The 21,988-nt window shown below is 55.5% G+C and carries 19 protein-coding genes; 8 read left to right on the forward strand and 11 right to left on the reverse strand.

What is annotated here, in order from left to right; genetic code table 11:
- Nucleotides 1-103: 103 nt before the first annotated feature.
- The 4 genes from QN359_RS13490 to QN359_RS13505 are packed head-to-tail and all read right to left on the reverse strand — an operon-like array spanning nucleotide 104 to nucleotide 5,214.
- On the reverse strand, nucleotides 104-472 hold the full coding sequence (locus QN359_RS13490; protein ID WP_322249587.1) for a hypothetical protein: 369 nt from the start codon (nucleotides 470-472) through the stop codon (nucleotides 104-106).
- A gap of 16 nt (nucleotides 473-488) precedes the next feature.
- Nucleotides 489-2,237: a hydantoinase B/oxoprolinase family protein gene (locus tag QN359_RS13495; RefSeq protein ID WP_322249588.1), complete on the reverse strand. Its 1,749-nt coding sequence runs from the start codon at nucleotides 2,235-2,237 to the stop codon at nucleotides 489-491.
- Entirely contained in the window at nucleotides 2,237-4,339 is a 2,103-nt protein-coding gene (locus QN359_RS13500) for a hydantoinase/oxoprolinase family protein (RefSeq protein ID WP_322249589.1), read from the reverse strand. The genes QN359_RS13495 and QN359_RS13500 overlap by 1 nt, the downstream gene beginning before the upstream one ends.
- Nucleotides 4,340-4,362: 23 nt before the next feature.
- On the reverse strand, nucleotides 4,363-5,214 hold the full coding sequence (locus QN359_RS13505) for a fumarylacetoacetate hydrolase family protein (protein ID WP_322249590.1): 852 nt from the start codon (nucleotides 5,212-5,214) through the stop codon (nucleotides 4,363-4,365).
- Nucleotides 5,215-5,348: 134 nt separating this feature from the next.
- Here QN359_RS13505 and QN359_RS13510 point away from each other — a divergent pair, with 134 nt between their 5' ends.
- Nucleotides 5,349-6,266: a LysR family transcriptional regulator gene (locus QN359_RS13510; RefSeq protein WP_322249591.1), complete on the forward strand. Its 918-nt coding sequence runs from the start codon at nucleotides 5,349-5,351 to the stop codon at nucleotides 6,264-6,266.
- Nucleotides 6,267-6,277: 11 nt separating this feature from the next.
- On the opposite strand, the gene QN359_RS13515 is transcribed toward QN359_RS13510, so the two are convergent.
- Together QN359_RS13515 and QN359_RS13520 are read right to left on the reverse strand one after the other, a co-directional pair.
- Nucleotides 6,278-8,158 carry an ABC transporter ATP-binding protein gene (locus tag QN359_RS13515; protein WP_322249592.1) on the reverse strand — a complete coding sequence of 627 codons (1,881 nt, stop codon included), beginning with the start codon at nucleotides 8,156-8,158 and terminating at the stop codon, nucleotides 6,278-6,280.
- A 242-nt stretch (nucleotides 8,159-8,400) separates the two neighbouring features.
- Nucleotides 8,401-9,747 carry an amidohydrolase family protein gene (locus tag QN359_RS13520; protein WP_322249593.1) on the reverse strand — a complete coding sequence of 449 codons (1,347 nt, stop codon included), beginning with the start codon at nucleotides 9,745-9,747 and terminating at the stop codon, nucleotides 8,401-8,403.
- Nucleotides 9,748-10,046: 299 nt separating this feature from the next.
- Here QN359_RS13520 and QN359_RS13525 point away from each other — a divergent pair, with 299 nt between their 5' ends.
- The 6 genes from QN359_RS13525 to QN359_RS13550 all read left to right on the forward strand — a co-directional run bounded on the left by QN359_RS13525 (nucleotide 10,047) and on the right by QN359_RS13550 (nucleotide 17,530).
- Nucleotides 10,047-12,338: a phosphoesterase gene (locus tag QN359_RS13525; protein WP_322249594.1), complete on the forward strand. Its 2,292-nt coding sequence runs from the start codon at nucleotides 10,047-10,049 to the stop codon at nucleotides 12,336-12,338.
- A 66-nt stretch (nucleotides 12,339-12,404) separates the two neighbouring features.
- Nucleotides 12,405-13,763, forward strand: coding sequence for a cytochrome-c peroxidase (locus QN359_RS13530; RefSeq protein WP_322249595.1), 1,359 nt, complete (start codon nucleotides 12,405-12,407; stop codon nucleotides 13,761-13,763).
- A 40-nt stretch (nucleotides 13,764-13,803) separates the two neighbouring features.
- A complete protein-coding gene (locus QN359_RS13535; protein WP_322249596.1) occupies nucleotides 13,804-14,454 on the forward strand; it encodes a hypothetical protein in 651 nt (216 codons plus the stop codon).
- An 18-nt stretch (nucleotides 14,455-14,472) separates the two neighbouring features.
- Nucleotides 14,473-15,348: a 2OG-Fe(II) oxygenase gene (locus QN359_RS13540; protein WP_322249597.1), complete on the forward strand. Its 876-nt coding sequence runs from the start codon at nucleotides 14,473-14,475 to the stop codon at nucleotides 15,346-15,348.
- 81 nt (nucleotides 15,349-15,429) lie between these two features.
- On the forward strand, nucleotides 15,430-16,290 hold the full coding sequence (locus tag QN359_RS13545; protein ID WP_322249598.1) for a polysaccharide deacetylase family protein: 861 nt from the start codon (nucleotides 15,430-15,432) through the stop codon (nucleotides 16,288-16,290).
- Between the two features lie 31 nt (nucleotides 16,291-16,321).
- Nucleotides 16,322-17,530 carry a DUF2252 domain-containing protein gene (locus QN359_RS13550; protein WP_322249599.1) on the forward strand — a complete coding sequence of 403 codons (1,209 nt, stop codon included), beginning with the start codon at nucleotides 16,322-16,324 and terminating at the stop codon, nucleotides 17,528-17,530.
- 38 nt (nucleotides 17,531-17,568) lie between these two features.
- Here QN359_RS13550 and QN359_RS13555 read toward each other — a convergent pair whose 3' ends face one another.
- From QN359_RS13555 to QN359_RS13570, 4 genes are all read right to left on the reverse strand, one after another.
- Nucleotides 17,569-18,897, reverse strand: a complete 1,329-nt coding sequence (locus tag QN359_RS13555; RefSeq protein WP_322249600.1) for a TolC family outer membrane protein — start codon at nucleotides 18,895-18,897, stop codon at nucleotides 17,569-17,571.
- 25 nt (nucleotides 18,898-18,922) lie between these two features.
- Nucleotides 18,923-19,246 carry a rhodanese-like domain-containing protein gene (locus QN359_RS13560; protein WP_322249601.1) on the reverse strand — a complete coding sequence of 108 codons (324 nt, stop codon included), beginning with the start codon at nucleotides 19,244-19,246 and terminating at the stop codon, nucleotides 18,923-18,925.
- 21 nt (nucleotides 19,247-19,267) lie between these two features.
- Nucleotides 19,268-19,918: a protein-L-isoaspartate O-methyltransferase gene (locus QN359_RS13565; RefSeq protein WP_322249602.1), complete on the reverse strand. Its 651-nt coding sequence runs from the start codon at nucleotides 19,916-19,918 to the stop codon at nucleotides 19,268-19,270.
- A gap of 94 nt (nucleotides 19,919-20,012) precedes the next feature.
- A complete protein-coding gene (locus QN359_RS13570; RefSeq protein ID WP_322249603.1) occupies nucleotides 20,013-20,666 on the reverse strand; it encodes a TetR/AcrR family transcriptional regulator in 654 nt (217 codons plus the stop codon).
- Between the two features lie 250 nt (nucleotides 20,667-20,916).
- On the opposite strand from QN359_RS13570, the gene QN359_RS13575 reads away from it, so the two are divergent.
- Nucleotides 20,917-21,195: a YkgJ family cysteine cluster protein gene (locus QN359_RS13575; protein ID WP_322249604.1), complete on the forward strand. Its 279-nt coding sequence runs from the start codon at nucleotides 20,917-20,919 to the stop codon at nucleotides 21,193-21,195.
- Between the two features lie 221 nt (nucleotides 21,196-21,416).
- Here the strand turns inward: QN359_RS13575 and QN359_RS13580 are convergent, their stop codons facing one another.
- Nucleotides 21,417-21,872 carry a hypothetical protein gene (locus tag QN359_RS13580; RefSeq protein WP_322249605.1) on the reverse strand — a complete coding sequence of 152 codons (456 nt, stop codon included), beginning with the start codon at nucleotides 21,870-21,872 and terminating at the stop codon, nucleotides 21,417-21,419.
- Between the last annotated feature and the right edge of the window lie 116 nt (nucleotides 21,873-21,988).

The following is a 21,988-nucleotide window of genomic DNA, read 5'->3' on the forward strand; positions in this document are numbered from 1 at the left end:
CACTCATGGTCTGCCTCGTCTCTTTTCGACAGACACTAGTTTAAACTGTTGTCCGGATATGTGGATCCACTATAGCATTCCCGTGTTCCATATCATCTTCCTTCTAGCCGTGTAGTTTCGCAAACGAGCGCAAGGTCTTTCCCAGTCTGGACAGGATAAACTCCGCCACGTCGGGATCTAGGCACATGGTCACGCCAGTATCCATCAGCGCAGCTAACAGAATGCCGAGATGCCAGGCAGCGCCGTCCGCATCGACGCCATGGCGGCGTAAAAAAGTGCTGACGTCGCTGCGCTGAGCGCGTTGAGCCTGCGCCAACAGGTAATCGGCGATATCCTGCTCGAAATCCTGCAGCCGCAGGGTAACACCACCGATGCCACAGGCGCAGCCCGTCGCCAAGGCGACGTGCTGGCTAGACAAGCGTTGCCAGATATCGAGCAATTCCTGCGCAATGCAGGCTACTCCGGTGCTCATGGCAAGTTCCATGATCTCAGACCGTGGCAGACGGTTCGAGCGCGCGCAGACGCTCTGTGGCTGCGGCATCCACCTGACCATCCGCGGTCAGCGCTACCCGATATGCCTGTTCGGCTTGCAGCGTGCTGACGTAGCCTTCGCGGACATCGTGAGCCACCAACTCCGGGTCACGCTCAGCAGCGGCGCCAAAGCCACCACCACCGCCAGAGAGCATCTTGTAAGCATCGCCACGGGCAAGGCGGACATTGAAAATCTTGGCGTTGGGCAGCTCTTCATCCCATACGCCGTTGCGCCGAATTCCTATGCCGTTGCCGGCCGCTTCACTGCCTCCATCTAGCCCCCATGGCTTGCAGTGAACCCGATCGATACGGGTGGTGACGGCAAACGGTGACAAGGCTTGTACGACCATTTCTGCACCCAAGCCACCGCGCTGACGCCCTGGACCGGCACTGTCCTGACGCAAGCGATAACTTTCCACCAGCACCGGATATTTCGATTCCAATTGTTCGGTAGGACTGTTATGGGTATCGCCATCGTTAATGCAGACCGTTGCAGAGACTCCATCCTCGCGCGCCTTTGCACCCCAGCCACCGCCAAGCGGGCCGATACCGACAATAAATAACCGGCCATCCTCGGGCGAAATCCCGTGAATGTTGGGGAACACCAAGTCGGCATGGTGACCAGCAATGGCACGTGCAGGAATCGCTGATGCCAAGGCCTTGAAAATCGTATCGATGACCGTCATCGGGAAGGTCATCCAGACCCGCATCGGGAACGGCCGCTCGGCACTGATCACGGTTCCCATCGGCATAATCACCTTCAAGGAGCGGAAGCTGCCGTCATTCACCGGATAATCGGTCGGCGTAGTCAGGCATTTGTAGGCAACCTGTGCGCAAGCGATACCAGTACTGAAACCTGAATTGTAGAAACCACGTACCTGCTTGGCCACATCGGTGAAGTCGACCGTCATTTCATCACCCTGAACGATCACCTTGACCCGGATAGGAATGCGCTTACCGACTTCGAGACCATCATCATCCATAAACGATTCGGCCTCATACACGCCATCCGGAATGGTCCGCGTGTTCGCCCTAGCCAGTGCCTCTGAATGGTCCATGATCTGCTGTACCGAAGCCGTTACCGCCGACCAACCATAACGCTGCACCAGATCCAAATAGCGCCGCTCACCGGTCGTGATGGCGGTAATTTGTGCGCGCAGATCGCCCATGGCGCGTTCCGACAGGCGTACGTTCATGGCGATGATATCGAGTAAATCTTGATTGACGATACCTTCCTTACGATATTTGACGATAGGAATCTGGATCCCCTCGGAATAGATATCCGTAGTGATCTGACCCAAGGTACCGCCGACATCCAACCAGTGCGCCATACAGCAGGTAAAGCCGATCAGTTGGCTGTCGTGGTAGACCGGCATGGTGAAGGTGAAATGGTTCAAATGGCTGCCGGTGATGTACGCGTCATTGGTGACGAGGATATCGCCGGGCTTAATATTTTCCAATCCAAAATGACGTATCTTAGCCTTGACCGTCTCACTCATGCCACGGATGAACATTGGCAAGCCGAGGCCGATCGAGATCGAATCACCGTTGACCGTAAATAAGCCGACGGTAAAGTCGAGTGCTTCGTAGATAATCAGATTGTAGGCGGTGCGAGTCAGGTTAGACTTCATTTCTTCCGTCACGGCGATCAGACCGTTGCGGATAATTTCGACGGTTACAGCGTCGACTGCTGGTGTGGCTTTCATTATAATTCGCTCCCGATAGTTATTTGCAAGTTGCCGCACACGTCGACTATGGCATGATCACCCGGTTGTATCACCGTGGTTGAAGCGTGCTCCTCGATCAACGCCGGCCCATCGATGCGGTTCCCGCTACGCAGCAAATGACGTTTGTAGACATTGGTAGCGACAAAGGCCTGCGCCGAGCGGAAGTAGACTGGCTTACAGGTGCGCAGCGCCTCGTCCGGCGGCGTGATACCACCCTCTTCAACGGTATGGCGCGGCGGCTTGCGCATGACACCTAACACCGTCACTCGCAGACTGACCAGATCGGCCGGCTCAGCCGGCGCGGAGATACCATAACGAACTGCATGTACCGCATCAAAGCGCTGTTTAATGGCATCGCGATCTTGCCGCGCAAAATAGGCGGTCTCCAATTCAACCGCCACCGCGTGTTCTTGGCCAACGTAACGCATATCAGCGGCGCGTTCGATCACGATGGCTTCCGGCGTAACGGCAGACTGCGCTAAGGCGGCACGCCCCTCGGCTTCCATTTCCGCGTAGATCGCTTCGATATCCTCGAAAGAGACGTCGTCGAGCTTGCGAAATACCGAGCGGACATAGTCGTAACGCAGATCAGAAAACAGCATACCGTAGGCCGAGAAGTAGCCCGGCGCGTAAGGAATGAGTACCTTACGAATCCCCAGTTCACGCGCAATGGCCGAAGCATGCAAGGGACCCGCACCGCCATAGACCACCATGGTGAAACGTCCGGCGTCGAGTCCGCGCTCGGTGGTGACGGCCTTGACCGCATGCGACATGGCCGTAACAGCGATGCGCAAGATACCGTCGGCGGCCTTGATCGGATCGAGCTCGAGCGGCTTGCCTATGCGTTCGTTCATGGCATGCGTGGCAGCCGCTTTATCGAGCAGCATTTCGCCACCAAGAAAATTATTTTCATCCAAGCGGCCGAGCAAGAGGTTGGCATCGGTGACAGTCGGCTCGGTACCGCCGCGGCGATAGCACGCTGGGCCAGGTATTGATCCGGCACTCTGCGGCCCGACACGCAGCGCATTACCCACTTCCAACCGGGCAATACTACCGCCGCCGGTGCCGACTTCGAAGATGTCTATCATCGGTATCTGAATCGGCAAGGCCTTTTCATAACCGCCGATCAGCGCGCTGCTGCTGGTCAGTGGCTTGCCCTCGCTGATCACGCCAGCCTTGGCGGTAGTGCCGCCCATATCAAAGGCAATGGCATCACCCAAACCAAGTTGCGCGCAGATGGCTTGGGCACCGATCACTCCGGCCGCCGGCCCCGATTCAAGCATGCGTACACATTCGCGGCGCGCATGGTCGAGCGGGAACAATCCGCCGGTCGATTGCACGGCATAAAAATCGCCTGGGAATCCTTGCTGAGTCAAGTGCGACTCCAATTCACCGAGATAAGCCGACACCCGCGGTCCGACATAGGCATTGGCGGCAACGGTAGAGACGCGCTCGAACTCACGGTACTCTTGCGACAATTCGTGCGAAGCGGTGACGAACACGCCAGGCATTTCTTCACGCACGATTTCGCGCACGCGAATTTCGTGTGCCGGATTACGATACGAATGCAGCAGCAGAATCGCGACCGCCTCAACCCCTTGCTCCTTGAGTTCGCGTGCCAGAGCGCGTACTCGGTCTTCATCGAGGGCCTGGTAGATGCTGCCGTCGGCCAGCAGGCGCTCGGGTACTTCATAGCGCAACGAGCGAGGTATCAGCGGCTCGTGCTTGGAGAAAAACAGATTGTAAGCGTCGGGGCGATTGACCCGACCGATCTCATAGATATCACGGAAGCCTTGGGTGATCAGCAGCGCAGTTTTAGCACCGTTGCGCTCCAGCAGAGTATTGATCACGATCGTCGATCCATGCAGAAACAGGCCGCCATTTTCGACATGGGCACCGGCACTGTCCAAGGTATTCTGAATACCATCGACCAGTTGACCATGGGTAGACAGTGCCTTACCAAACGACAGTTCACCGGTTTGTTCATTGAGTATCGCCAAGTCGGTAAAGGTACCGCCGATATCCACCGCGATCCGCAGATGACCGGTACTGCGCTGACTCGATTTGTTAGGGTTCATCATATTTTTGACTCCAATTGATTTTTTTAAATGGCCTCAACGACATTGCGCAATTTGCCGATTTCTGTAATTTCCACTTCGACGACATCACCCTGCTTCAAATACAGCGGCGGTTCACGACGATCACCAACGCCACCCGGTGTACCCGTGGCGATGATGTCGCCTGGACTCAATGTAGTGAAACGGGACAGGTAGGCGATGATGACTGGCAAGGAGAAGATCAAATCGGACAGCGGCGCTTGCTGGACCACTTCGCCATTGAGCCGCGTAGTCAGCTCAACACGGGTGATATCGGCGATGTCGTCCGCCGTCACCAGCGCGGGTCCAAACGCACCGGTGTGAGCAAAGTTTTTTCCCGGTGTCCATTGGTGAGTGTGGCGCTGCCAGTCGCGCACCGTGCCATCGTTGAAGCAAGCGTAACCGGCGATGTGGCTGAGCGCATCGGCTTCGGCGATGTCGCTGCCACCTTTACCAATCACCAGCGCCAGCTCCCCTTCGTAATCGAACATATGCGACTTGGAGAAAGGAAAACACAAGGGCGCACCGTCGGCGATGAGGGTATCGGCAAAGCGTAGAAAAATTGCCGGATAAGGCGCGTCCGGACGCTTGGTCTCGGCGACATGTGACTTGTAATTGAGTCCGACGCAAAAGATTTTACGCGGGTTACTCAGCGGTGGCAGCAGTTGGACATCTGATAACGACAAGGTCGCCGCTTTACCAGCAACAGCGGCCGCAACGTCCGGTAAGGCTTGTGCATCGAGTACCGCGCGGATGTCCGGATACCGGGCCAGCAGGCTGGCATCGAGTTCGATAATTTGTTGGCCGGACAAGACGCCATAGACGGCTTGCCCATTGTATTCATATGCGACTAACTTCATTGCATGTCTCCTTGGTTTTCGAAGGGGGGCTGGCTTAACCAGCATTTCAGCAAAGTGTAGGCCATGCCATGATATGCGAGAAGACAGGTATCAGACATTTCAGCTATACTAAATATTACATAACTGGAGAGTGCATGAACTACTCAGCATGGAAGTTGTTTGTCGATGTCAGTGAACTGGGCAGTCTGACCAAAGCGGCGTTTGCCTATGGCACGACACAGCCTCACATCAGTCGGCAGATCAGCGAACTGGAACGTGAGTGCGGTGGGCGCTTATTCCAACGGACTGGGCGTGGCATGGTGTTGACGGAATTGGGGCGGCGTATCGCGCCACGCGTGCGCGTCTGGATCACGCAGACTGAACAACTGGAAAACGATATCCGTGCCACGGCCGGTACGCCGGTGGGTACGGTACGTATCGGCGTCTTGCCATCCACCTCGCATCCCTTGGCAAGCACGCTCTATCATGAATTAAAAAAACGCTATCCGCTGGTTCAGCTCATCGTACGCGAAGGCCAGGGGGCGCAGCTGGAAACCTGGCTGGAAAGTGGCGAAGTGGATCTGGCAATCCTATACCGCCACAACCCCGTCCCCAGCAATGGCGACATTTATTTGACCAAGACACCGACATTTCTAGTCGGGCCACATGGCGATCCGCTGACGCGTGCAGAAACGGTCCGTTTCGATACACTCGATCACCTGCCGCTGATACTATTCTGCCGCCCAAACTCATGGCGCGACCGCTTAGATCAATTGGCAGCAGACCGTGGCATCACGCTCAACGTCGCTGCCGAAGCCGATTCACTGGGTTTCCAAACCCAGCTCGTTGGCGGCGGCGGCATGTATGCCTTACTTGGCCCCTTCGCCATCTCAGGTGCCGACAAGGCACTGCGACTGCAGGCATCTCGGTTGGAAGAGCCAGAATTAAGCCGCTACATTGCCTTGGCAATGTCGCGCCATGTACAACTGACGCTGGCCTGCCGCGCCGTGATCGAATTAATTGAAGAAGTTGAACATCCTGAACTCCATCAACTGCCTGTTATCAACAGCTGAGCAAGATGGCTTCAGGCACCAGGGACTGGTTGGAACCCGGAAGAAATGGGGCGAATATCATCGTCACCCTCTTCCCCCAAAAAACCACCCGACTGACGCGACCACATACTGGCATACAGACCGCCGCGCGCCAGCAGGGTTTGGTGATCACCTTGTTCAAGGATTTCACCACGATCGATGACAAGCAATCTATCCATCGCCGCAATGGTACTGAGCCTATGCGCAATCGCCAGCACGGTCTTGCCCTCCATTAATTGCGCCAAGCTGGTTTGTATGCTTGCCTCCACCTCCGAATCGAGCGCACTGGTGGCTTCGTCGAGCACTAAAATCGGCGCGTTCTTGAGCATCACGCGGGCAATCGCGATGCGCTGCCGTTGCCCACCCGATAGCTTCACGCCGCGTTCACCGACATGGGCGTCATACCCACGGCGGCCCTCGCCGTCGACCAAACTGAGTATAAAGTCATGCGCCGCTGCGCGTTTGGCGGCGGCGATCATGTCGGCCTCGCTGGCATCCGGTCGGCCATAGATGATATTGTCGCGCACCGAGCGATGCAGCAAAGAGCTGTCTTGCGTCACCAGACCGATTTGTGCACGCAAACTGTCTTGCGTGATGTGCGCGATATTCTGACCATCAATCAGCACACGGCCCGATTCAATATCGTAAGTACGCAGCAGGATATTGACGATGGAAGACTTGCCTGCCCCCGAACGTCCGACCAATCCGATTTTTTCACCGGCACGGATATGCAGCGACAATTGATCAATCACGCGCCGCGTACCGCCGTAAGAAAAACAGACCTGCTCAAAGCGCAGCTCGCCGCGCGTCACGCGCAAGGGTGCGGCGTCCTCTTGGTCACGCAAAAGATTGGGCCGCGCTAAGGTGTTGATGCCGTCCTGTACGGTCCCGACATGTTCGAACAGCGCCGCCATTTCCCACAACATCCAATGCGAAAAACTATTGACGCGAATAGCCATCGCGGTTGCCGCTGCGACCGCCCCCACGCCCAACTGATCTTGCGTCCACAAGTGCATCGCCAACCCGGCCACAGCAAGTATCAACAGCATATTGAGCGTATGCAGCAGCACATCGGAGGCGGTAATCAAACGACTTTGGCCGTAAGCCGTTTGCAAATATTCTTGCATCGCCACCTTGGCATAATTCGCCTCGCGGCGCGAATGAGAAAACAACTTGATCGTCGTCATATTCGCATACGCATCGGTGATGCGGCCGGTCAGCATTGAGTGCGCATCAGATTGCTCTTGTGAGACTTTGGTCATACGCGGTACGAAGAAACTCAGCGCCAAAATATACAAACTGATATACACCAAGAACGGCAGCAGCAGCCAAGTATTGAGCGCGCCGGCCAATACCACCATGGTGACGAAGGTGACGCTGACAAAGACCAGCGCATCGGCCATCACAAACGCAATATCGCGTACCGCCATCGCGGTTTGCATGACCTTAGCCGATACCCGTCCGGCAAATTCATTGGCATAGAAACTACTGCTTTGACCCAACATCAAGCGATGAAACAGCCAACGTAAGCGCATCGGCATATTGCTGCCTATGGTTTGCCAGCGCAGCAGTGCACCGAGGCCGACCAAGAGCGGGCTGGCCAACATGATCCCAGCCAGAACAAGTAGCTGCCCGCGCGCATCAATCCAAAGGCGCTCGGGCGAGATGTTCGCCAACTGGTCAACGATGCTGCCCAGCATATTGAACAATAAAGCGTCAAATGCCCCGCTGGCAGCACTGCACAGCGCCATCGCGGCGATATAGCGGCGCACACCGTCAGTGCAATGCCAAAGAAATGCCAATAGTCTTTGGGGCGGACGCACCGGCTCCGCATCGGGATAGGGATGAGCTAATTTTTCAAACACACCAAACATAGATTCTCCAATCGCGCTGCTACCTGCGCGTCCTTAAGCACCCACGCGCCAGCGAAGGCAGAGTGGGCCGGTGGAATGTTTTACATGTAACAGGGGAAGCGCAGAAATTGCCTTGGAGCAAGTAGTTTCGTCGCGACGACCAGCTTAGTCATCTGAATTGGAAATTAGTTCTGAGGGGACACAGAAAAATTTTTTGATGTGGGAATGCGCGGACTCCAGCAAGCTGGCCGCGCCCCACAAATTTAAGGCAGGCTGTTTTTATAAATCTGCCCATCCTTCATGATCACAAGAAAATTCTTGCCGGGATCGGCCACAAGCTGAAGATGGGCGAGCGGATCTCCATCAACCAGCAACAAATCGGCCAAGGCCCCCTCCTGCACCACGCCAAGTTTGCCGGCATACGGGCTGCGCGCGCCCGACAGGGCCAGCAAGGCGGCATTGTCGGCCGTTGCCATTTTCAAGGCTTCCGCCGGCGTATACCAGCGCAGCATATCGACTAATTGTTGACCTTGTTTGGCTGCGGCTTGGGCGCTGAACAGTATGTCGGTGCCCCAGGCAGTTTTGATTTGATACTTCTTGGCCAGCGCATAAGCATGTTCGGTGCCGCCGACCATTTCGAGTTCTTTCTTACGGTTAGACGAGCCTTCGGCATGGCTGGAATGGCCGTCGTCCAAGAACGGCTGCAAGCTCCACCAAATGCCTTTTTTCGCCATCAACTGGGCCGTCGCCTCATCGAGCAATTGCCCATGATCGATGCATTGAACGCCGGCTTCGATCGCTTGGCGCACCGCACGCGGCGTGTAGGCATGCACGGTCACATACGTGCCCCAGTTAGCAGCCGCTTCGACTGCCGCACGCAACTCTTCCACCGTATATTGGGTCACGTCGAGCGGATCCATGCTCGACGAAACGCCGCCACCGGCCATCAATTTCAGTTGCGTCGCCCCAAGTGCCAACAACTCGCGGCTGCGCATGCGCACGGTGTCGGCATTGTCGGCAATGACCGTGGCACCGACTCGCTCGGCATATGAGGAAGCACCGGCTTGGATAGGAAATTCATTGGGAAAACGAAAATCGCCATGACCGCCGGTTTGCGACAGGAAGGCACCGCTGGGCCAAATCCGCGGACCGGGTACCAAGCCACTGTCTATACCCCGTTTCAAACCGAATACCGGTCCGCCCAAGTCGCGCACGCTGGTAAAGCCGCGCTGCAACATGTCGGCGGCGGCCTTGACTGCCGCCACATTGATGTAACCGATATCGGCCGTCAGCAAGACCATCTGCGGCACAGTTGCAAACATCAGATGGGTGTGGGCATCGATCAAGCCCGGCATCAGGGTGCGCCCTTTGCCTTGGATGATGCGGGTCGCCGAACCGGCCGCCGCTTGCAGCGGTGTGCGCGAAATTTTGACGATGTACTTGCCATCTACCAAGACATCCGATGGTGCCGACAAGCTCGTGCCGGTGCCATCAAAAATACGTACTTGCTGGAACAGCACGGCCTCGGCCTGGGAATTTTGCGTAAAAGCAAGCATCAGGCAGGCGGCCTGCATGATGCGTACTGTGGATGTTTTCAAGATGGATGGCATGTCTGCTGCTCCTTGTGGCTGGTGGGCTATGCATCCAATCAAGGATAGCAGTAAGCGATGAATGCGCAAGCTGCGCGCACATTGCTTCGTCTGAGCCTGGGGGTCTGCAATAGTTCCATCGAGGCGCAGCACTGCATATCGAGCAGCGCGGCCAGGCGATGGTGAAATGTCATTAAAAGTTCATATTTGCAAGTTTATTTTCTGCCATGCTGACGAACTGTGATTTTTAGCCCAAAACGATTTGGCGCTGCGATTGCACCGTTGTCTGTCGACATCCAACCTTGCTACAGGATTATTCCATGTCTAATTCGAAAAACGCATCAATGCATTTTTCTCTCAGTGCGATCGCCGCAGCGGCCGCTTTGCTGTCTGCTTGTTCCGGCAGCTCCACCGTCAGCGCTCCGACTGTCATCCTTAAGGGCGTGGTCACAGCCAGCGCCTTGATCGCCGGTTCAGCTACCGACCCGACCATCAAGGCCGGTTACCATCAAGCGGCACTGGTCTGCGTCGACGCCAATAACAATGGCAAATGCGACAGCAGCGAAAATCCGGTCAGCACCGATGCCAACGGTAATTTCTCAATTACTCTGCCAGCCAATGCTGCGCTGATCGCCGACCTCGGTACCAGTGCAACTAACAGCGCCAGCGGCGCTAAATTAGCCAGCCGCAATGTGTTCCGTGTCTCGATCGATCAAGTCGCCGAACAAGCTGGCACCGGCATCGTGATCAGCTCGCTGTCGTCGGAAGTGACACGCATGAGTGAAGCCAATGGCAGCACCTATGCAGTCGAAAAACAAAATCTCGCGACCCGTCTCGGCGTGGCAGTAACAGCCGTTCTGAGCGACGTCAACAGCGCTACCGGCACGACCCAAGCCGCCTTGCTGAGCGAAGCCAACACTTTGAGCAATCGCTTCGCCTACGCCATCACCAAGCTCGACCGCGGTGATTTGTTTCCCGATGCGCTGGCGGTACCGGGTGGCGATCCGCGCCTGAAAGGTTTGGGCAATGTCACGGCCATCACAGCCAATACGGCCGATACGCGCGCACCGATCACTTTCTTACAATCGCAGCAAGCCGCGTTCAACGTCGAAGGCGTGCCACGTTACGATCATATTTTCATTGTCATGCTGGAAAATAAAGCGACTTCATCGATTTTGAATTCGCCATTCGCACCGAAAATCAACGGCTATTTGCAAGCTGGCAATCAATTGACCAGCTACTATGCAACCGGCTACCCAAGTGAGCCGAACTACACCGCACTCGGTGGCGCCGATGATTTCGGTATCGCCGATGACAGCCAATGGAATTGCGACGCCACCGGTGCCAATGCGGTACAAGACACGCCGGTACCGGACAATACCCAGCCTGGCTTAGCCAGCTCGCCGTTTGCCTCGACTTGTACCCAAGTAGCGGCGGTCAATCACAATATTGTCGGCAAAGCGAATTTGTTCAATGCTCTCAGCAAGGTCGGCTTGAGCTGGAGAACCTATAACGAGTCGACCAATCCGGGCCAAGATTTACGTACCGACAGCGTGGCTGACGCCGCCGTGATCGCCACCGATCATGTCTATGCACCGGGCACTCTGGGCGGCAATACCAGCACCATCGGTAACGCCGCATTAACACTGTCCATGCCGGCCGGCCTGTACAAAACCAAGCATCATCCAGGCATGGCGTATCAAAATGTGCGCAGTGCCCCGGAATGGAAATACAGTAACCGCACCATGGGTGGCGGTCAGTGGGATGCTGTTTTGAAAAACGGCAGTGCCTATGCGATTCCGGCCAATTACAATGCCGATCAATTCGGTACAGATTTGCTATCTGGTAATGTCGGCAGCATCAACTTCATCATGCCCGATCAGTGCGACGACATGCATGGCATCACCATCAAAGGCACGCTCAATGGCGTGGTCACCTCGGCCAGTGATTGCTCCAGTGTTGCCAACAACGTCGCCGTTGCCACCGGCGGCGCGATCATCACCCGCGGCGATAATTTCATCGATGGTTTGGTGAAGAAAATCCAAGCTTCACCGTTGTGGACTAACCCGCAAAAACGCGTCGCCATCGTCTTGATGTTCGATGAAGGTAATGCCACCACTGGTCTCAATTCCTGCTGCGGCTGGAATGTCGCCAACAGTACCGTCGCTAATCCGCTCAAGCAAAATGCTGATGGCAGTTGGTCGGTCGACAGCAGCATCAACAACTACAGCAAGGGGAATCGTGGCCACGGTCAAAGTGTGTTCGGCATACTCAACAACCAAGCCAAAGCACCGAAGGGAATTGCCGACAGCGATGCCTACAGCCACTTCTCCTTCGTGCGCACCTTGCAAGACATGTTCGGCCTGGCCGATCCGGTCAATGATGCGAGCTATATGAATCGTTCCAAGTACACGGAAAAATTCATCTCGGCTAACATCCTCAATTTGCCGGAATATACAGGCAGCGCCGATACCCACTTTGACTCGGTTCGTCCGATCAATCACGCCTTCGTGATTCCGGCGACCTATGTACAAAAGCAAACCGCTGACGTCACGACACCGGCACAAACCGGTGCCGACGTCAACCAAACCAGTGTCTGGGCTTTGAAATAAGCCCTCCCCGCCTTACCCCTGCCGGCGTGCTGCATTGCACGCGCCGGCAGCTTGATTTGATCGACTATGCATAACTCTTTCTGCCTCCCCGTCCGCCACGTGTTCGTCAGTTTGTTAACTCTGGCGCTGTGTGCCTGCGGCGGCCCGAACAAAGTCGGCGACACCGTCGCTACCAGCAACAACGTCAGTGCCAGCGTGAGCAAGCTCAGTGCCGCAGCCTTGGTCGGACAAAAAATATTTTTTGACCAGAACCTCTCGGGTTCCGGCAAGATGTCGTGCGCCACCTGCCACGATCCGAATTTCGCGTATGGTCCGCCGAATAAGTTGGCGGTGCAATTAGGCGGTATCGCGCTCGATCAGCCCGGCAGCCGCGCTGCGCCATCCTTGCGTTATAAAGACGTGACACCGGCCTATGCCGATCTGCTCGACAATCCCGATGGCATCAGCGCGCCCGGACCGGGCGGCGGGTTTACCCAAGACGGCCGGGTCGACAGTTTGGCGGCACAAGCCGCCATTCCCTTGCTCAATGCGGCCGAAATGGCCAATGCCAGTGGCGACGCCGTGGTCGCCAAATTGAAAACTGCCAGCTATGCTGCACTGTTTACCGCCGCCTTCGGGACCGATGCCTTCGCCGACAGCAAGGCCGCCTTTAACAATGCCACATTGGCTTTGCAAGCATTTCAATTGGAAGACAGCAGCTTTCATCCATACAGCAGCAAATTCGATTTACATGCATCGAATAAGCTCGGCGGCACCTTCAGCGCTGCCGAGGCACGCGGATTGAAAATTTTTTCCGACCCGAACACCGGCAATTGCGCTTCCTGTCATTATCAAGGTGCCGGACGCGAAGGCAGCTCCGGTCTGTTCACCGATTTTTCCTATGCAGCCATCGGCGTGCCGCGCAACCGTGCCAACGCAGTCAATCTGGACCCGAGCTTCATCGATGAAGGCATTTGCGGCCCGTTCCGGCGCGACCATTTGCCCGCCACGGCCAACAGCGCCAATGCTTATTGCGGCATGTTTAAAACACCGACGCTGCGTAATGTCAGCACACGCCAAGTGTTTTTCCATAACGGCGTACTGACTTCTTTGCTGCAGGTACTGCAGTTTTATAATACCCGCGATACCAATCCTGAGATCTGGTACCCGACCATCGGCGGCACGGCCTTGAAAACCCCGAGCGCCAACTTTCCGAACTACGGTTTGATCACCACCCAGTACAGCGGTGGCACTGTCAGTAAATACGATGATTTACCGGCTCGGTATCGCGCGAATATCGATACCCAGTTGCCACTGGACGGACGTAAAGCCGGCAGCAAGCCGCCGATGTCAGACCAAGACCTGGCCGACTTGGCCTGCTTTCTCGGCACGCTGAACGATGGCTATCAAGCCGGCAGTCCGACCAACAACGCAGCCTGCCAATAAGCGCGCCACATTGCGTCATTTTAAAATATTGAAGACCATTATGTTCAACATGAAAAAACTGCTTCCTACCCTATGCGTCACCGCGGCACTGAGTGTGCTGTCGGCCTGCAGCGGCCAAACCGAACTCAATCGCGAAAATCTGCAAGTCGGCATGCAAGCCTATCTGGCGCAACGCGGCGATCTGTGTCTGGCAAAAAATACCTGGCCCATCGATGTCACGCAAAAGGAAATCGATCTCGGTGCGCGGAATGCCCTGCAAATGCCTGTACTCGAACGCCTAGGCTTGGTAAAATCTTCGGTGGCCAAAGTGATCAGCAGCGACGAAGACCGCAGTGCCGAAATGCTGGTACACCGCTATGAGTTGAGCGCACGTGGACGCGAATTTTATCTGAGCAAACCGATGCGCAGCATGAAATCCGATGGCAGCAGCAAAACTGCCAACGGCGATTTATGCGCAGCGAAACTAACGCTCGATCGCGTTGTTGACTGGCAAGCCGTCAGCAGCAGCGGCAGTGAGAAAATGGTCGTGGTCAATTACACTTATCGCGTCAGCGCCGCCGACTGGGTCAAGGATGCGGAGATTCAAAAGGTATTCCCGATGCTGGCACGCGTCATCAACGGTGCCGGCAGCATGCAATTACAAGAAAGTTTCAAACTCACGCCCACAGCTTGGGTGGCGGTCGATTTATAAGCGGAGTCTGGCCTAAGTATGCATACCGTCGTCAATTTTTCACCCGAACTGGGCAGCTGGATCACGGCCCATCTCGATAGTGGCCACACGCCGACTCAGCTGATCGAAGTCATGCAAGCGCAACAGATGGAAGCCGCTGCCGCGCAAGCTATCATGGCCGCCTTTGTCAAGGCGCGTCGTAACGGCCATGCTCTGCCCTTGCAGCAGGTGCCGCTGCATGTCGGCGTCGATACCGACGCGCTCGTGCATTTGCCAGCTACGCATGTAATCAACACGCATGACCGCCGGATCACGGTCACGGCCCGCGCCGCCAGGCCGGCGCTGGCCTTACTGAGCAATGTACTGAGCGCGGCCGAATGCGCCGAACTGATCGCCTTGGCGCGGCCGCGTTTGCATGCCTCGACCATCGTCGACCGCCACAGCGGTGCCGACATCATCAGCCCTACCCGCAGCAGTCAGGGCATGTTCTTTCGGCTCAAGGAAAATCCCTTCATCGCCGGGCTGGATCGACGCCTGGCCGAGATCATGAATTTACCACTGGAAAATGGCGAAGGGATACAAATTTTGTATTACCCGAACGGTGCCGGCAGCGCCCCGCATTATGATTTTCTGCTGCCGGAAACAGATGCCGTGCGCGCTTCGCTGGCGCGCAGCGGGCAACGCTGCAGCACGCTGGTGTGCTATCTGAATGAAGTCGAGGCTGGCGGCGAAACGGTGTTTCCCGAAACCGACTGGCGTATCGCGCCGATACCTGGCAATGCCCTATACTTCGAATATGTCGCTGCCGACGGCACGCTCGATTACCGCTCGCTGCATGCGAGCAGCCCGGTACAAGCCGGCGAAAAATGGGTGGCGACCAAGTGGATGCGCGAAAAAGCCTTTGTTTCAGCCTGAGCACAGCGTAAAAATTCTCACCCCGGCGGGGTGAAAAACTGGTGATAATGGCGACCTATGAATCCACCTCGCTACTGACCTATGTTACGCTTAAATCGTCTTTGCTTGCCGCTACTCAGCGTCACCCTGTTGCTGTCCTCGTCGGCGCATGCCGCCAGCGCAGCCGAACCGAGTGCGGCACTGCACAGCGAAGATACGGCCGCGATTCGCCGCCACCACATCAATAAGCTCACGGAACGCCTGAGCACCGATGAAGAAACGCTCAAGCAAAGCTGCCGCTTTGAATCCGAAATTTCGCTGGCACCGCCGCCCAAACAAATTGCCCTGACTTTCGATGATGGGCCCGAACCGCTACAAACCGAATTTATTTTAACGATACTCAAGAAGTACCAGATTCCCGCCACATTTTTCATGATCGGTGAAAAAGTCCGTGCCCACCCTGAGCTGCTGAAGCTGGTACAAGATTCCGGCTATGGCGTGATCGGCCAGCATTCATGGAGTCATCCGAATTTTCATGATATTTCTACTGACCAGCAGAGTGAAGAAATTCTGAAAAATTATGCCGAAACCAAGGCTTTCAATACCGCCCAATTGTTTCGCTACCCGTATGGAAATTCTACCTGCGCCGCGAATCAGTTACTGAAATCGATCAATCAGCACATCATCGGCTGGCACGTCGATTCCTGCGACTGGGCCTTCGAGCGTAAGGGTTCGGTCGACCTGAAGGAAGCACTGAGCTGCGGCGTCTCAGCACAAAACCGCAGCAATTATCAAGAGCATGTGATATCGGCCGTGCATGCGCATAATGGTGGTATCGTATTGATGCATGAAATTCATCCATCCACGCTCAAACAAATCGATGACATCATTCGCCGTCTGCTCGAGGAAGGCTATGTTTTCAAGAGCCTGGCCGAACCCAGCTTCGAGAAGTACTTCCGCTGACCCCAACCCTAACTCTGATTGAGGCTACCCCATGATCGATATCTGCGCCGTCATACTGGACTTCAACCGCAAGCGTGAAGCGGAACGTCTGGCGATGAAGTATCACAATATGACTACTTCGCCGTTTGTTTTTTTGCGTGCCACCTGCCATCTGTTTTACGCCCGTCTGGCCGCCGCGGCCAAGCTGGCACCGGTGCCGCTGACTTGGTGCATGGGCGACCTGCACTTGGAAAATTTCGGCAGCTATAAAGCCGATAACCGCTTGGCCTATTTTGATCTCAATGATTTCGATGAAGCCGTGCTGGCACCGCTGAATTGGGAATTGCTGCGGCTATTAACCAGCATACAGGTGGCGGCCGACAGCATGGCCGTCAGCGCACCCGAAGCGCGCGAGTTAGCGGAAGAATTTTTGCTGCATTATCGGCAGATTCTCAGTCAGGGCAAAGCCTATTGGATCGAGCGCGAAACCGCGCAAGGCTTGGTGCGCAATTTGCTCAGCGAATTAAAATTCCGCCAACGCAGCGATTTTCTCGACCGCCGCAGTTATTTTGAAAACGGCCAACGACGGCTGCGCATCGATGGTAAAAAAGCGCTGGCTGTAAGTGCTAAGCAAGCTGCCAAAGTGACGCGTTTTCTAAAAGCATTCGCACTGACCCAAAGCGATAAGAAATTCTTCAAACCGCTCGACATCGCGCGTCGGGTGGCCGGCAACGGCAGCCTCGGCGTCGAGCGCTACATCATTCTGGTACATGGTAAAGGCGGCACCAACGGCAATTACCTGCTCGACCTGAAACAGGCATTACCCTCCTCGTTAATTCCATTTTTAGACACCCCACAACCGCAGTGGAAATCCGAAGCCGAGCGCGTGGTGACGATACAAAAACGCATGCAAGCGATGTCGATGGCGTTTTTGCAGGATGTGCAAATCGACGGCCAATCGTATTTGCTGCGCGCTTTGCAACCAGCCGAAGACCGCATCAATCTCGATAGTTCGGCCAGTTCTTATGCCGATTTAAAACAAGCCATAGGCGTGATGGGCATAGTAGTCGCTTCGGCGCAGTTACGCAGTGCCGGCCGTTCCGGCTCGGCCAATGCCGATGCCTTGATCGCGCATGCTGCCGACCAGAGTTGGAGCAAACCACTGCTCAAACGCAGCCGCGAGTGCGCCAAACAAGTACAAGAAGATTGGAAAACCTATTGCAAGGCGTATCAGCGAGGCGATTTCAGCTTGCCAAGCTGAACAAGGGGAGCGCCGTCAGCGGCACTCCCTACTGCTTATCAGTGCTGCAGCATGGCGTTGATCTCATCGAGATCGGCTTCTTTGAGAATGCCGGCCGCGGCTTTCAAGCGCAAGCCGCTCATCACGGTATCGTAACGTGCCTTGGCCAAGGTTTGGCGGGTGGTATATAACTGTTGCTGGGCATTGAGCACATCGATATTGATGCGCACGCCGACCTGATAACCGAGCTTGTTCGAGTCGAGTGCCGATTGGCTGGAAATTTCTGCCGCCTCGTAGGCCTTCACCTGAGCCAAGCCGCTGGTGACACCAACATAGGCTTGGCGCGCGCCGAGTGCCGCAACGCGCCGCGCCGTTTCAAAATCATTACGCGCTTTATCGGTCAGGGCTATCGCTTCGTTAACTCTGCTGCTGACGGCAAACCCGGCAAACAGCGGGATATTCCACTGCACGCCGATGGCGCTCGGATTGCTCACACCGGTGCTGGAGACGCCAGACGCACCGCCGGAAGAATTGCGCCCAGTGCTGGCGACCAGATCAACGGTAGGATAATGGCCGGCGCGATTGCGCTCGATTTCACGCTTGGCAATTTCGACACTCACTTGCGAGGCGACCACCGAGAAATTCTGTGCTTCGGCCGAACTCACCCAATCTTCGATCCGTTGCGGCTGCGGCGGCGCTAACTGTATGCCAGGTTTCAACATGGCCAATTCACCGCTTTCCTTGCCGATGATTTGCTGCAGTGCCGAGCGTTTAACTTGCAAATCGCTTTGTCCGGCAAATTCCTGCGCCACGATCAAATCATAGCGCGCTTGGGCTTCGTGGGTATCGGTGATGGTCGAAGTACCGACATCAAAATTGCGCTTGGCCGAGGCCAACTGTTCGGAAATCGCCAGCTTTTGCGCTTGTAAGGTGAGCAAGTTGTCTTGCGCCGTCAAAACATCAAAATATGCTTGCGACACGCGCACGATCAAGTCTTGACGTGCTTGTGCAAACACAGCATCACTGGCGACGACCGATAACTTACCCTGTTCGTATTGCTGCCAGTTAGCCCAACGAAACAGTGGCTGCGTCAATGCCAGCGTCACGGTGTTGACGGAATTGCGCGCTACGCCATTGCCATAGCCGGGCAAGTCGAGTTCATTGCGAGTCCGTGAAATCGTGTCAGTGCCACTCAATCCTATGCTGGGCAGCAAACCGGCGCGCCCCTGTACGCTCTTTTCCATTCCCGCCACTTGCGCCGCACGTGCGCTGGCATACTGGGCATCATTGGCAAGCGCATCTTGGTAAGTCTGCAACAAATCGGCAGCATGGGCAGGAAAAGCAAAAAACGCAGCGGCAAGCAAGCTGGCGAGAACAGGATTACGCATTGAACGCTCCGAAGGATGGTATGAGTTAATAAGTCGGCATCTGAGGATCGACCTGAGTAGCCCAAGCATGGACACCACCACTCAGATTGATCACCTGGGAAAACCCCTGACGTTCGAGAAAATTTGCCACTTGCATGCTGCGTGCGCCATGGTGGCACACACAGACAATCGGGCGATCGGCATCGAGCTCATTGAAACGCGCGGGCACATCGTGCATCGGTATAAGCAGCACGCCGCCTATGTGACAGGTCTCGTGTTCCCAAGGTTCCCGCACATCGAGCAGTAACGGTGCCGGCTTGGCCGAGTCGGTCAGCCAGAGTGCGAGTTCAGCCGCAGAGATAGTTTGCATATGCGATAACTCCTGCAAGGTTCAGAACGAGAAAGCTGCGGCTGGCACCGATCCCGACAGCGCAGGCAAGACGGTATCGAACACAATACGGGTAGCAAACTCGGTGGCGCTGACACGGGTAGTTAATTGCGCATGCATCATTGGCAAGACGCCGGTCACGGCCAACAAACGACCGCCGACCTGTAACTGCTCACGCAGATGCGCCGGTACGGCATCGATGGCACCGGCTATCGCGATGACATCATATTTGCCGCTTTGTTGGGTCGACAAGCCATCGGCGAGTATGACACTGACATTGCGCACGCCATCGGCATGCAGATTATGCTCAGCCAATTCTTTCAGGGCCGGTACGGCTTCGAGTACCGTCACATGCTGGGTCAAATGGGCCAGCAAGGCAGCCAAGTAACCGGATGCAGCACCGATGAGCAGTACTTTGTCGGTCTTGACCACGTCGAGTTCTTCGACGAAACGCGCTTCCATCTTCGGGCTCATCGCCACCGCCGTACCAGGCAGGGGTAATTCAGTATCGAAGAAAGCCAGGCTTTTCTGATCCTGCGGGAAATAATTTTCACGTTTCACAACAATCAGCATGTCCAGAATAGCCTTGTCCAACACGTTCCACGGACGGATTTGCTGTTCTATCATGTTGAAGCGGGCTTTTTCGATATTCATGTCTTCACTCGATTGCAAAAATTATGGGAACCCGCATTTTAACAAATGCCGGTGCCACGATTAAGAAATACCGCGCTGTTTTTAGCACTGACGATCAATTCGCAGCGGTAGAGGCGGTCGGCTTGATCAACAAGCCATGCAAAGCCATCTCTATGTAGTGCTCGAGGTAGGTGCCGAGTTGTGCTGCCGGCACTTGACACATTCCACTCGAATGTTTCCACATCATCATCATGATCATCGGCGCGACCAGCAAACGCGTGTCAATTTCCAAATTGACAGTCCGAATTTCGCTGCGTGCCATGCCGCGTGCGAGTATGCTGGCGACCAGCTTTTCACCGCGACTGACCACTTCGTCCTGATAAAAGTTAGCCAGTTCCGGGAAGTTTCCTTCTTCGGCCATCATCAGCTTCGGCAGGCCGGAAAGCTTGGTGGCCCCGATATCAGTCCACCAACTCATTGCCACCAGCCGAAATAAGGCTTCCGTGCTGCCGGTAAATTCGTCTATGATGCCTTCGGCCCGGCCTATGCTCGGTACGATACTTTCACGAACCACGGCCTTGAACAAATCTTCTTTACTCGAAAAATACAAATACAGCGTGCCCTTGGAAACACCGGCAGCGCGTGCGACATCATCGAGTCGGGTCGCTGCAAAGCCGCGTTCGACAAACAAATCGAGGGCCGCTGCCAACAATTCCTGAGGCCGCGCTTGTTTGCGGCGCTCCCATTTGGGTTTGAATGGACATGACATAATAACAATAACCTGATTAACCAAATAGCTTTCCGGCTCGTGCCGGTGAGAATAACTTACTCTAGAGTCAGTAATATAATCCGCTACTCAGGCAGCGTCAAGCGCCCATTGCTATGCATGATCGCGAAAACAGCGCGGCAAAGCCAGAATGATGTGATGAATTGCTGAAACAAGCAGCTGAAATGACAGCATGGCCGATCAAGCGGAAACGCTATGTCGCAGATAACAGAATATTGACGAAAGAAACGCCATGAATTGTCGCGACCACTGCGGTGCCTGTTGCATCGCCCCATCAATCACCAGTCCCATCCCCGGGATGCCCAATGGAAAGCCGGCCGGCATCCGCTGCATACAGTTGGGCGACGATATGCGCTGCCGCATTTTTGGCCGGCCGGAGCGGCCGGCATTTTGTGCCGGATTGCAGCCAGCCGCCGATATGTGCGGTAACAACCGAGAACAGGCGCTACGCTGGTTGGACGAGTTGGAATTTGCCACCAGGCCGGATAAGCTGGCCCCCCGGCTGCGGTGAGCTGATCCATCAAACGCTAGGAGCCTGAGCAACGAGGGCGAACGATATTGGCAAGCGTGTCGGCAAGCACTGGAGCAAATATTTGAAGCGGACCGCGCGATCACTTTTCAGTCACTTATCCGCAGAACCGGCACCGGTCGATTTCATGCTCGAGCGCTTTAAATTAGCGGCCGCCAGTGGACCACGCTGAAATATCAGCTCAAGCGCAGCGCGCCTGTCACTTATAGCTTGATACGCATACTGTCACCATTCAGAAACTGCATGGTGACACCATCCTCATGCGGCATGATGCGCGTCAGATGTTGTTCGAAGCAATTGGCATAGACTTTTTTACCATCGGCACGAAAAATACCAAACCAACGCTTACCGCTGGCCACCATCTTCGAGGCGGAATTGGCCGCTACCAGCAGGTATTCGGCATCGCGTATGCGTAAGCTGGCCGAAAGCAGTTCCCCGCGTGAAAATACCGCCGGCAAGTGCGCCGAGATGATGCGTTGACCATGGCGTTCGACTTCCATCAATACGCCCTTGGCAGCTTGAAACGGCACCACGGTAAATTGATACATGCCCATGCGCGTCGGTACACGCGCGGCGATTTTGGCGCTTTCTTCAAAATCGGCGAAATATTCGTGTTGCGCAGGCAATGCGCGGCTGGCGATAGTCGGTACGGTGCTCATGGTGTTTCTCCTCCGGTAAGCAAAACGAGCTGGCGACTGGACGCAGATACGAGCAGAATCAGCACTGATACAGTATTGCGAGAATAAACAAAGTTCTCAATTGAAAACTAAAAGGT

Source organism: Undibacterium sp. 5I2 (assembly GCF_035019605.1).
Classification (GTDB): domain Bacteria; phylum Pseudomonadota; class Gammaproteobacteria; order Burkholderiales; family Burkholderiaceae_D; genus Undibacterium.

Coding starts and splice junctions, on each gene's coding strand:
- QN359_RS13580 (WP_322249605.1), bottom strand. CDS start 21,872: ATGAGCACCGTACCGACTATCGCCAGCCGCGCATTGCCTGCGCAACAC.
- QN359_RS13520 (WP_322249593.1), bottom strand. CDS start 9,747: ATGCCATCCATCTTGAAAACATCCACAGTACGCATCATGCAGGCCGCC.
- QN359_RS13515 (WP_322249592.1), bottom strand. CDS start 8,158: ATGTTTGGTGTGTTTGAAAAATTAGCTCATCCCTATCCCGATGCGGAG.
- QN359_RS13565 (WP_322249602.1), bottom strand. CDS start 19,918: ATGAATATCGAAAAAGCCCGCTTCAACATGATAGAACAGCAAATCCGT.
- QN359_RS13535 (WP_322249596.1), top strand. CDS start 13,804: ATGTTCAACATGAAAAAACTGCTTCCTACCCTATGCGTCACCGCGGCA.
- QN359_RS13530 (WP_322249595.1), top strand. CDS start 12,405: ATGCATAACTCTTTCTGCCTCCCCGTCCGCCACGTGTTCGTCAGTTTG.
- QN359_RS13505 (WP_322249590.1), bottom strand. CDS start 5,214: ATGAAGTTAGTCGCATATGAATACAATGGGCAAGCCGTCTATGGCGTC.
- QN359_RS13545 (WP_322249598.1), top strand. CDS start 15,430: ATGTTACGCTTAAATCGTCTTTGCTTGCCGCTACTCAGCGTCACCCTG.
- QN359_RS13510 (WP_322249591.1), top strand. CDS start 5,349: ATGAACTACTCAGCATGGAAGTTGTTTGTCGATGTCAGTGAACTGGGC.
- QN359_RS13570 (WP_322249603.1), bottom strand. CDS start 20,666: ATGTCATGTCCATTCAAACCCAAATGGGAGCGCCGCAAACAAGCGCGG.
- QN359_RS13555 (WP_322249600.1), bottom strand. CDS start 18,897: ATGCGTAATCCTGTTCTCGCCAGCTTGCTTGCCGCTGCGTTTTTTGCT.
- QN359_RS13490 (WP_322249587.1), bottom strand. CDS start 472: ATGAGCACCGGAGTAGCCTGCATTGCGCAGGAATTGCTCGATATCTGG.
- QN359_RS13560 (WP_322249601.1), bottom strand. CDS start 19,246: ATGCAAACTATCTCTGCGGCTGAACTCGCACTCTGGCTGACCGACTCG.
- QN359_RS13525 (WP_322249594.1), top strand. CDS start 10,047: ATGTCTAATTCGAAAAACGCATCAATGCATTTTTCTCTCAGTGCGATC.
- QN359_RS13550 (WP_322249599.1), top strand. CDS start 16,322: ATGATCGATATCTGCGCCGTCATACTGGACTTCAACCGCAAGCGTGAA.
- QN359_RS13495 (WP_322249588.1), bottom strand. CDS start 2,237: ATGAAAGCCACACCAGCAGTCGACGCTGTAACCGTCGAAATTATCCGC.
- QN359_RS13540 (WP_322249597.1), top strand. CDS start 14,473: ATGCATACCGTCGTCAATTTTTCACCCGAACTGGGCAGCTGGATCACG.
- QN359_RS13575 (WP_322249604.1), top strand. CDS start 20,917: ATGAATTGTCGCGACCACTGCGGTGCCTGTTGCATCGCCCCATCAATC.
- QN359_RS13500 (WP_322249589.1), bottom strand. CDS start 4,339: ATGATGAACCCTAACAAATCGAGTCAGCGCAGTACCGGTCATCTGCGG.